This window comes from Staphylococcus massiliensis CCUG 55927, assembly GCF_000298075.1.
GTDB lineage: Bacteria > Bacillota > Bacilli > Staphylococcales > Staphylococcaceae > Staphylococcus > Staphylococcus massiliensis.
The window spans coordinates 1,657,059-1,668,954 of the sequence record NZ_JH815593.1; the positions used below are offsets into that span (position 1 = coordinate 1,657,059).

Sequence of the window (11,896 nt, forward strand, 5' to 3'; positions counted from 1 at the left end):
TATTATTTTTCCACTGTGTGAACGCGTAATGTACCTTCTACTTCTTTGTGAAGTTTAATTGGTACGTTCGTATAACCAAGTGCGTGGATACCATTTGGTAAATCCATCTTACGTTTATCTACTTTGATATCATGTTGGTCTTTAAGTGCTTCAGCGATTTGTTTCGTGCTCACTGAACCAAATAATTTACCGCCTTCACCTGATTTAGCCATAACTTCAACTTCTAATTCACTTAAACGTTCTTTTAACTTTTTAGCGTCTTCTAATTCTTGTTGTTTTTCTTCTTCTTTACGTTTATTTTGTTGTTCTAATTGTTTTAAGTTACCTGGTGTTGCTTCAACTGCTAAGTTCTTTTTTAAAAGGAAGTTATTCGCATAACCTACTGGTACGTCTTTAACTTCGCCTTTCTTACCTTTACCTTTAACATCTTCTGTGAAAATTACTTTCATGATTCGTCACTCCTATTCATCTGTTCTGTAATTGCTTCTTGAAGTTGTGCGATTGCATCTTCTATATTTGAATCTTTAAGTTGTGTTGCAGCATTTGTTAAATGTCCGCCGCCACCTAATGCTTCCATCGTAAGTTGCACGTTAATTTCACCAAGCGAACGTGCTGATATACCAATTAAGTTCTCTTCACGTTTCGCTACCACATAGGATGCCTCAACGCCATCAAGACTTAATAATTCGTCTGCCGCCTGAGCGACTGTTACCGGATGATAAATCTTTTCGTCAGAGCCATGTGCGATTGCTACGCCATGATCTTGTAATTCTACCGTACGAATTAATTCAGAACGATTAATATACGTATCAATATCATCCTTTAAGAAATGTTGCGTCAGAATTGTATCTGCACCGTGTGCTCTTAAATAGCTTGCTGCATCAAAAGTCCTAGAACCAGTACGTAGTGTAAAGTTGCGTGTATCTACAATAATACCTGCAAACATCACTGTCGACTCTAAACGTGTTAAACGTTGTTCTTTAGGTTGATACTCAAGCAATTCTGTAACAAGCTCAGCAGTCGAACTTGCATAAGGTTCCATATAAACAAGTAATGGGTTTGATATGAAACTATCACCACGTCTGTGATGGTCAATAACCACACGACGGTTTGCTTTATTTAAAATATTTTCATCAAGAACCATTTCTGGTTTGTGTGTATCTACAACAACGAGGGTTGTCTTAGATGTCATGATATCCCAAGCTTCATCCGATGTAATAAAGCGTTCTTTAAGTTCTGGTTTCTCATCAATTTCATTCATTACTCGGCGTAATGTTGGGTCTATATCTTCTTCATTTAATACGATATATGCATCAAGGTTATTCATCATCGCAAATCGTGATACCCCGATAGCTGCACCGATTGCATCAAGGTCAGGTCTCGTGTGACCCATAACAATCACTTTGTCACCTTCCATTAAAATGTCTTTTAAAGCGTGAGAAATAACACGCGCACGAACTCGCGTACGTTTCTCCATCGGGTCAGTCTTACCGCCATAGAAACGAACGTTACCATTCATATTCTTGATGGCAACTTGGTCACCACCACGACCTAGCGCTAAGTCTAAGCCTGATTGTGATAATTCACCTAAATCAATGAGGTTATCTGAACCTTCACCGATACCAATACTTAATGTAAGTTGTGCACGGTAACCGACACTCTTTTCACGAAGTTGACTTAAAATATCAAAGTTCGTATCTTCAATTTCCTTTAAGATACGATGGTTTAAGTATGCGACAAACTGGTCTGAGCTATAACGTTTAAAGTAAACGTCATGCTCTGTTGCCCAGCGGTTAATCACTCTTGTAACCATTGAGTTGATTTCTGAACGTTGTGTGTCGTTCATATTCTGCGTGATTTCATCATAGTTATCTAGGAAAAGCGTTGCAATGATTGGACGCTGATCTTCAAATAATTGAGAAGTCTGTACCTCTTCAGTAATATCGAAGAAATAAAGTACGCCTTCCTCTTCTGCGTGACTAACACGGTAGTGATATGGTTCGTCTGTAATTTCGATTTCTTCTGTCTTTTCTAATTGCTTTAAAATATTAGGATAAACCTCATTAATCGGATCCGAAATGACGTTACGATCAATGCGATCATGCATAAATTGGTTTAACCACTCGATTTGGTCATTTTCATCGAGAATGACGATACCAATCGGCAACGTCTTTACTGCTCTATCACTCGTTCCACATATTTCACCACTTAGTTGATTGACGTATTCGTCCATCTTCTTGTAAGCGTGTCTTAACATGAAAGCTGTAATGATAATCATTACGATAAGACCAATCGTTACAAATAAAGCCAATAACGGCCTAAATATGAACCATATAACAACGATAGCGATCGATGTAATCACCATTAAAAGATAAGGGATTAACAGTGACTTTTTAGTGGTTTGACGGTTCATTTTGTCACCTCAAATCATTTTTTAATGAAGCCTTTTAAATTTATACCTAAATCTAACATTCCAATGAGTCTAGTAATCGGATAAAAGATAACACCTAAAATCACGAAAATAACGGATACCGCTGTAGGGAATCGTTTCTTGTGCGCGAAGTAATGTATTAAACTTAATCCTTGAATAAACATAACTAATTGTAACATAACTTGTAAGTTCAATAGAATGCTTGTCCATGTGTTAATTTCCGTTGTAAACATCATACCCAATAATACGACAAAATATATCCACAAGAATGAGCGGTTCATTTCCCATGAATACAAGGGTTTGAATGATGGTGTTGCAATCTTAAATTCACGTAACATTGGAAAAGTGATGAGTAGATTTAAAAATACAATGAATATGATAAAAAGTACTAAAAATGATGGGAAAGACGCACTTAAGGTATGAATACTATTTTCTAACATATCCATTGACTCTTTAGACACATCACTTACTTTTTGCGCTTCTTTCATTAATGATTCTAACGGTTTAATCATTTGATATGTGAGTGGAATCATTTTTATACTTTGTAAAATCATGATAACCACTAAAGTGATCAGACTTGATATAAATGAAGCTAAGTAAAAAATGCGTTCCTTTGATGCGCGTTCTTTTAACAATTGACCGATCACGGCACTTAAAATAAAGATGATAATTACAATACTTAATGCAAAGACACTTTTCGTAAGCGTTGTAATTATCACCGTGATTAATGCACTCATGCCAAATGATGGAATTGATTTGTGCCATAATACGATACCTGGAATTGTTGCAAATAAAAGTAACAATACGCTAAGCCATGGTACGAAGCTTAATATTATAGCTAAGACAATCATGACACTTGTAGCAATCATCGTTGCTTTAACATCTATTTTCGAAAACAATAATGCCACTTCCAAACTTTATAATCTTTAATCTCTATTCTACAATCTTTAGCGTTGTTATACAATTGTAGTATATTGATTTACAAATCATCAAATTCGGTTTATTTACGCTTATTTCGCGTTACTTTTAAAAAATGATATAAGTTGGGTGCCCATATATTGAAGTTCAATAAAAATCCATCATGACCTACGTTGTCAGGCACATAGAAATGCCTATGATATTTAAATCGTTTCCCTACGTGATAGACGTCTTCGTTTGGATACAATAAATCGTCTTTAAATCCTACTGTGAGGACTTTAGTTTCGAGCGATTTGAAGACTGCATCAACATCTTCACGGCCTCTATCAATATTATGACTGTCTAAGACGTCGAGCAGTGTCAGGTAACACTTCAAATCGAAGCGTTCCTTGAATTTGTCTCCTTGATACTTCTGGTAACTTACCACTTCTTCAGGCGTAAAATTTTCTTCGTAAGACTTTGAAGATCGATACGTTAAGAACCCAATTTGTCTTGCTAAACTTAGCCCTTCCTTACCCGCTAAATGTATACTTTGTCTCGCTATCTCATTGAATGCGCGGCTATATGAAGATGTCTTACACGTTGAAGCGAGAATTACGGCTTTCTTAACGTTAAACTGGTTATTATATAGCAGTTCTATCGCTTGCATACCACCTAAGGACGCTCCGATTAAGATATCAATCGTTTTAAACCCTAAGTGTGAAATACCGATTTCAATCGCGCGAACGATATCTCGTATCGTTAATCTCTCTGGAAAAGCACGCTCAGTTAATGCTGAACTTGAACCAAATGGACTACCTATAACATTGAACGTTAAAAATTGATAATCATGTACAGGCATATATCCCCCATCAATGATTTCTCGCCACCAGCCTGGATCATCATCTGTACCATAAGTTAGATGGTTTCCTGTAAGCGCATGGCAAATGAGGACGAGTGGTTGACCCTTGTAGCCTACGTGCTCGTATCTGAGTTTAAGATTTTCTATTGTTTCACCTGATTCAGTTGTAAATTCACCTAAATGTAACGTATCTACTGTATAGTTCATTCCAAAACCTCCTTGCATATTAAAAAAACACCTTACTCGATTGTAAGGTGTTTGTAGACTTATCAATCGAATGAACGTTGGTTGTAGCACCGTGTCTTGAGATCGGTTGCTGAAGTCTCATCGGGCCAAGTCCCTCCACTTCTCTTAATAAGCAATATGAAATTGATTAAGTTAATCATAACTTATATGGCTTTATTATTAAAGTGATATGTCAAAATATTCTGATAAAAATTACTTTATAGCATCCTTAGTTACACTTCCGTTTGTCTGAAGTAAGACAAACGTCATACTCGGAAAGCTAATATTATAGCGTTTTATTGCTTGTGAATTTTTACTCGAAAATTTAGACTTCCCTGATATTTTTAGACACCCTTCACACTCCCCTACCCCACCAGGGGGGTTACTTAATTTAAATAAAACCCTTGATTTAAAAGGCTTTTAAAAAAGAGGCGACCTTAAAAGCAACCTCCCCTCTTCTTAAGTACAATTCATCTTTAATGTCTTAGCAATGATAAAAAAAGAAAGCAACTAGATCGATTCGTAACCGATCTAGATGCTCCTGTTAAAAGCCATTTATAATGTTTAAGATTTATTTATTGATTGGTTCAATCTTAGTTTTACCACCCATGAATGGAACAAGCGCTTCAGGGATTGTAATAGAACCGTCTTCGTTTTGATAGTTTTCAACGATAGCTGCGAACGTACGACCTACTGCTAGACCACTACCATTTAATGTGTGTGCAAATTCTGGTTTAGCATCTTTATCGCGTTTGAAACGGATATTTGCACGGCGTGCTTGGAAGTCAGTTACGTTAGAGCAAGAACTGATTTCTTTGTATTCATTGTAGCTTGGTAACCAAACTTCTAAGTCGTAAGTTTTGCTTGCGCCGAAGCCGATATCACCTGTACATAAGATTACACGACGATATGGTAAGCCTAATTCTTCAAGGATGCTTTCAGCGTTCTCAGTCATTTCTTCTAAAGCATTCCAAGAATCTTCTGGTTTCTCGAAACGTACTAATTCAACTTTGTCGAATTGGTGTAAACGGATAAGACCTCTAGTGTCACGGCCTGCAGAACCCGCTTCACTACGGAAACAAGCTGACATTCCAGTGAATTTCTCAGGTAAGACACCTGGTTGGATAACTTCGTCACGGTAATAGTTTGTTAAAGGTACTTCAGCAGTTGGGATTGTGTAAAGACCTTCTTTTTCAACTTTGAATAAGTCTTCTTCGAATTTAGGTAACTGACCAGTACCATACATTGAATCAGCGTTAACTAATTGTGGTACCATCATTTCAGTGTAACCGTTTTGAGTTGTATGTTTAGTAAGCATGTAGTTCATTAAAGCACGTTCAAGTAACGCACCATCGTTTGTTAAGTATACGAAACGTGCACCAGAAACTTTTGCAGCACGTTCAAAGTTAGCCATCTTAAGATCTTCTACTAAGTCCCAATGAGCTTTGTAATCGAAGTCGAATTCACGTGGCGTACCCCATTTTTTAACTTCAACGTTGTCTTCATCTGAATCACCTTCAGGTACATCGTCATGAATGAAGTTTGGTATACGTGCTAATTTATCTTCAATTTCAGTTTTAACTTCTTTTAATTTAGCGTCTAAGTCTTTGATTTTGTCGCCAACTTCACGCATAGCTTTAATCGCATCATCCGCGTCTTCTTTATTACGTTTTTTCTGAGCGATTTCTTCACTTGCTTTGTTACGCTCAGCTTTAAGTTGTTCAGTTTCGTTAATGTATTCACGGCTTTTTGCATCAAGCTCTAGAACTTCATCAACAACACTAGGCTCCATACCTCTTAATCTAACTTTTTCTTTAACGTAATCAGGTTCATTTCTAAAAACTTTAATATCTAACATCTTCTAAAAACACCCTTTCAAATTTATATATATTTGAGTATTCACGCATAAAAAAAGTACCACATCCCTATGTTACAAGGGACGTGGTACGACGCGTTGCCACCCTATTTAACAGTCTAAAATTAGACTGCACTCTCACTAAAATAACGGTTAAACCGATTGTTCATCTTAACGTGGGTAGATTCATATTATGTTTAAATGCTTGTTCGCACTAACCACAAGTTCTCTGAATTTAAATACACAATATTACTTATTCCACAAAACAATAATAAGTTTATTAAGTTAATTTTAATATACCAAAAGATTTCTCAAAATTCAAGAAATATTATAGGTAAGCTTGTTCTTTTAAATAATTTGCCACATTTTCGATATCTTTATGGAATTGACGATCTTCAGTGATTGAAGGTACAACTTCACGTAAGGTATCGAACTGTGCTTTTGTTTTAGGAGATAATAATGACGCATCTTTTAATTCAGCAGCTTGTAACGCGATGATACATTCTATTGCAAGAACACGTCGTGTGTTCTCAAGCATATCGTATCCGTGACGTGACGCAATCGTACCCATGGATACGTGATCTTCTTGGTTAGCTGATGAAGGAATAGAATCGACGCTCGCAGGATGAGCTAGTGTCTTATTCTCTGAAACGAGTGACGCTGCCGCATACTGCATGATCATTACACCGCTTTGTAAACCTGGCTCAGGACTTAAGAAAGCTGGTAATTCACCATTAAGCTGAGGGTTCACTAAACGCTCTAAACGACGTTCTGAAACGTTACCAAGCTCACTAATTCCAATTTTAAGGAAGTCTAATGCGAATGCTACAGGTTGACCATGGAAGTTACCTCCTGAAATCACAAGTGTTTCATCACCGTCTTCAAAGATAAGTGGATTATCGTTCGCAGCGTTCATTTCATGCTCTAGTTTTTCTGCTACGTAATTGAATACTTGAAAACTTGCACCGTGAATCTGAGGGATACAACGTAACGTATAGGCATCTTGTACACGTACTTCACCTTGACGCGTCGTTAACTGAGACCCCTTTAACCAGTCACGCATGCGCGCTGCAACTTCTACTTGTTCTTTAAAGTTACGTACCTTATGTACGTTCTCATTGTATGCATCCGTGATACCATTTAGTGCTTGATGTGTAAGTGCAGCTATCCATTCAGACTGATATCCGAGAGCTGTAGCTTCTATGTGGTTAATAACACCTTGAGCAGTCATAGCTTGTGTTCCATTGATAAGTGCTAGGCCTTCCTTGGCTTTTAACACAAGAGGCTCTCTATTAAGGCGATTTAAGACCTCCCGACTGTCTAAATCTTCTCCCTTGTAATGGACACGACCTTCACCTACTAGTGCTAGTGCAAGGTGAGATAAAGGTGCTAAATCTCCTGACGCTCCTAAAGAGCCTTGACTTGGAATGATAGGAATAATGCGTTCATTGATAAAGTATATGAGTTGATCGACTAAGTCCGTTGTTACACCTGAATGGCCTTTTAATAAAGTATTTAAACGCAACACCATCATTACTAACGATACTTCTTGTGAAAATGGTTTCCCCATACCGCATGCATGAGAACGTATTAAATTCATTTGTAATTGGTTGGTTTGATGACCTTCTATTAAAACATCACTAAATAAGCCGAAACCTGTTGTGATACCATAAATCGTCTCTTTATTAGCGATAATACCTTCAACAATCTCACGGCTCTTCTTAACGCGTTCTAGTGCGTCTTCAGTGATAGATACTTTTTGATTGTCTTTTAAAAATACACGAATGTCTTCTATAGATAAGTTAGCTCCTGATAGTTGTAATGCCATATATAATCCCCCTTATTTTTCTCTCTTATTAAAAGTATACGCTTAGAAAATAGGGGAAACAATAAAGTTCGTGAAATCCGTAACATGGTATTGAATTAGTATTTTAAAGGGGTAAAGAAATTGCTTATTGACTTAACCTGTGTACAGGTATAATATATCTTATTGTATTTGGTGCAAATATAATCATTAATGAATCTTTTAGAGAATGTAAAGTTCTTACAGTTATCTATAAGTATTTGTTAAATCATGGATATAAGGAGGCTTTCGTATGGAAATCTTATCCACTGTTAGCATACCCAAACGTAAAAAGGAAACGCATAAAGGTGATTACGGCAGAATTTTACTCATCGGCGGAAATAGCAATTTAGGTGGCGCTATTATGTTAGCAGCTCGTGCATGTGTGAATAGTGGAAGCGGATTAATTACTGTAGCAACGCATCCGACTAACCACCCAGCATTACATGCAAATTGTCCTGAAGCCATGGTTATTGATATCAACGATACTAAAAAATTAACGAAGCATATTGAAGCAACGGATTGTATCTTAATTGGACCAGGTCTAGGTTGTGACTTTAAAGGTAACAATGCAATCACGTTCTTATTACAAAACATTCAACCTCATCAAACTTTAATTATTGACGGTGACGCAATTTCAATCATTAGTAAACTGAAACCAGACATTCCTGCGTGTCATGTGATTTACACACCACATCAAAAAGAATGGGAACGTCTAAGTGGTATTCCGATTGAAGAACAAACGTATGAACGTAACCGTGAAGCGGTCGACCGTCTAAACGCGACTGTAGTGCTTAAAAAGCACGGCACGGAAATTTTCTTCCAAGAAGGCGAATATAAATTACAAATTGGTAGCCCAGCAATGGCAACAGGTGGCATGGGTGATACTTTAGCAGGTATGATTACAAGCTTTGTAGGCCAATTTGAAAACGACGATGCGGTTACAAGTGCGACGTATACACACAGTTATATTGGAGAAGAATTATCAAAAAGTATGTATGTTGTACCGCCTTCAAACCTAATTGATGAAATTCCTTACGCAATGAAACGTTTAGAAGACTAATTAAAATAGAAGACAGGCTAGAACAAGGTGATGTTCTAGCCTGTCTTTTTTATAATATGAAATTAAGATTCGTCGTCTTTATCGCTATTTTCGATATCTTCGTTTACACGATCCATGAAGTCTTTACGGACTTCGATGCGTTCCTCTGAATCGCTATCCGCTTCTTCAGTTTTGATAACATCTCCTGGTGCTTCATCTTCAAGTACTTGTTCTTTAGAAACATCATTGTCGTCTTCAGATTCCGAATCATCTTCACCTTTAATATCGTCGTCTTCTTTGACCTTTGCTACAGTAGATACGAATTGGTTATCTTGTAATCGGATAAGACGCACACCCTGAGTCGCACGACCTGTTTGACTAATGTCTTCTACTTGAAGGCGGATAATAACGCCTAGGTTCGTTACAATCATGAGATCCTCATCGCCACTAACAGTCGTAATACATACAATATCTCCGTTACGTTCAGTTAACGTGGCTGTCTTAATACCTTTACCACCACGATTAGATAAACGATACTCATTTACGTTAGTACGCTTACCATAACCTTTATCAGTTACAACAAGAATTTCGTCATCGCTTTCTTTATGTGCAACGTCTAAGCCGACGACCATATCACCTTCACGAAGTGTAATACCTTTTACACCTGCCGCAGTACGTCCGAGAGGTCGTAACGTTGATTCGTCGAAACGTATCAATGACGCGTGTTTAGTACCAATTAGAATATCTTGGTTGCCATCGATAAGTCTTACCGCAATTAACTCATCGTGGTCTTTAAAACTAATTGCTATTTTACCGTTCTTATTAATGCGAGAGAAGTTATTTAAACGTGAACGCTTCACGATACCTTGTTTTGTCGCAAAGACTAAATAATCATCTTCTTTATCTAAGTCTTTAACAGCAATCATGGTACTGATCACTTCGTCTTTTTCAATTTCTAAAGCATTCACAATAGGAATACCTTTAGACTGACGTGAGAGTTCTGGTACTTCATAACCCTTAAGTTTATACACGCGACCTTTATTCGTGAAGAATAGGATGTGATCATGCGTGCTCAGCGTTACAAGCTGACTTACAAAGTCTTCTTCAAGCGTATTCATACCTTGCACACCGCGACCACCACGATTTTGCGCACGATATGTAGACACTGGTAAACGCTTAATGTAATTATTATGACTTAATGTAATCACGATTTGCTCTTCAGGAATTAAATCCTCGTCTTCAATGTGATCAATGCCGCCTATTTGAATTTCAGTACGACGTTCATCACCAAAGCGTTCTTTAATTTCTTCAAGTTCTTCTCGAACGATATTAAGTAAGAGTTCTTCATCAGCTAAGATAGCCTTTAACTCTTTAATATATTCAATAAGTTGATTATATTCGTCTTCAATCTTATCTCGCTCTAAGCCTGTTAAACGTCTTAAACGCATATCTAAAATAGCTTGAGCTTGACGTTCAGATAATTTAAAGCGCTCTTGCAGGCTATCCATCGCAATCTTATCTGTTTCAGATTCACGGATTGTTGAGATGATTTCATCGATATGGTCTAACGCGATACGTAAACCTTCAAGGATATGTGCACGGTCTTCGGCTTTTCTAAGGTTGTATTCAGTTCTACGACGTACAACGACTTTTTGATGTTCAAGATAAGATTCTAAAGCTTGTTTTAAGTTAATTAAGCGTGGTCTGCCGTTAACTAAAGCAATCATATTCACACCAAATGACGTTTGTAGTGGAGTTAATTTATAAAGATTGTTTAATACGACATTCGCATTCGCTTCTCTTTTAACATCGATTACAACACGTACACCAGTACGTAAACTTGTTTCGTCACGTAAGTCTGTGATACCTTCGATTTTCTTATCACGAGCAAGTTCAGCAATCTTTTCAATCATACGCGCCTTGTTCACTTGGAACGGTACTTCAGTTACGACGATGCTTTCACGACCATTTCCACGTGATTCAATTTCTGCCTTAGCACGCATTTGAATAGAGCCTCGTCCAGTTTCATAAGCGCGTCTAATTCCACTTTTACCGAGAATAAGCCCCGCAGTAGGAAAATCTGGACCTTGAATATCGTTCATAAGCTCTGAAATAGTAATATCAGGGTTATAACTTATACTTAAAACACCATCAATAACTTCAGTCATATTATGAGGTGGTATGTTCGTTGCCATACCTACCGCAATACCTGACGCACCGTTAACAAGAAGGTTAGGGAAACGAGCAGGTAAGACTGACGGCTCTCTTTCCGTGCCGTCATAGTTGTCGATAAAGTCGATCGTGTCTTTATTAATATCACGCAGTAATTCAAGCGTGAGCTTTGTCATTCGCGCTTCAGTATAACGCATTGCTGCGGCACCATCGCCGTCCATAGACCCAAAGTTACCTTGTCCATCAACAAGTGGATAACGATAACTGAAATCCTGAGCCATACGTACCATAGCCTCGTAGATAGATGAGTCACCATGAGGGTGATACTTACCCATTACATCACCGACAATACGTGCGGACTTCTTATAAGGTTTATCCGGCGTCATACCTTGTTCATTTAAACCGTATAAAATACGTCGGTGAACCGGCTTTAAACCATCTCTAACGTCTGGCAATGCACGTGAAACGATAACGCTCATCGCATAATCTAAAAATGACTCACGCATTTCACTGCTTATATTTCGTTCATTAATTCTTGATTCAGGTATTTCAGCCATCAAGATATCCTC

The 11,896-nt window shown here is 37.6% G+C and carries 8 protein-coding genes, 1 riboswitch and 1 other annotated feature; of the genes, 1 reads left to right on the forward strand and 7 read right to left on the reverse strand.

Features of this window, described 5'->3' with window-relative positions:
* Positions 1-2 precede the first annotated feature (2 nt).
* The 6 genes from rplI to hutH form a co-directional block, all read right to left on the reverse strand.
* Positions 3-449: a 50S ribosomal protein L9 gene (gene rplI / locus A33S_RS0108155; RefSeq protein WP_017176735.1), complete on the reverse strand. Its 447-nt coding sequence runs from the start codon at positions 447-449 to the stop codon at positions 3-5.
* Positions 446-2,413, reverse strand: coding sequence for a DHH family phosphoesterase (locus A33S_RS0108160; protein WP_009383253.1), 1,968 nt, complete (start codon positions 2,411-2,413; stop codon positions 446-448). The genes rplI and A33S_RS0108160 overlap by 4 nt, the downstream gene beginning before the upstream one ends.
* Before the next feature lie 14 nt (positions 2,414-2,427).
* Positions 2,428-3,330 (reverse strand): DUF2232 domain-containing protein, encoded by a 903-nt coding sequence (locus A33S_RS0108165; protein WP_009383255.1) that lies wholly within the window; start codon positions 3,328-3,330, stop codon positions 2,428-2,430.
* Positions 3,331-3,431: 101 nt separating this feature from the next.
* Positions 3,432-4,397, reverse strand: a complete 966-nt coding sequence (metX, locus tag A33S_RS0108170; protein ID WP_009383257.1) for a homoserine O-acetyltransferase MetX — start codon at positions 4,395-4,397, stop codon at positions 3,432-3,434.
* Positions 4,398-4,453: 56 nt separating this feature from the next.
* Positions 4,454-4,551: riboswitch (SAM riboswitch) on the reverse strand.
* Between the two features lie 435 nt (positions 4,552-4,986).
* Positions 4,987-6,273: a serine--tRNA ligase gene (gene serS / locus A33S_RS0108175; protein WP_009383258.1), complete on the reverse strand. Its 1,287-nt coding sequence runs from the start codon at positions 6,271-6,273 to the stop codon at positions 4,987-4,989.
* Between the two features lie 74 nt (positions 6,274-6,347).
* Positions 6,348-6,545, reverse strand: a binding site (T-box leader).
* Positions 6,546-6,598: 53 nt separating this feature from the next.
* Positions 6,599-8,098, reverse strand: a complete 1,500-nt coding sequence (hutH, locus tag A33S_RS0108180; RefSeq protein ID WP_009383259.1) for a histidine ammonia-lyase — start codon at positions 8,096-8,098, stop codon at positions 6,599-6,601.
* A 268-nt stretch (positions 8,099-8,366) separates the two neighbouring features.
* Here hutH and A33S_RS0108185 point away from each other — a divergent pair, with 268 nt between their 5' ends.
* A complete protein-coding gene (locus A33S_RS0108185) occupies positions 8,367-9,176 on the forward strand; it encodes an NAD(P)H-hydrate dehydratase (RefSeq protein WP_009383260.1) in 810 nt (269 codons plus the stop codon).
* 62 nt (positions 9,177-9,238) lie between these two features.
* On the opposite strand, the gene gyrA is transcribed toward A33S_RS0108185, so the two are convergent.
* Entirely contained in the window at positions 9,239-11,884 is a 2,646-nt protein-coding gene (gene gyrA, locus A33S_RS0108190) for a DNA gyrase subunit A (RefSeq protein ID WP_017176736.1), read from the reverse strand.
* Positions 11,885-11,896 lie beyond the last annotated feature (12 nt).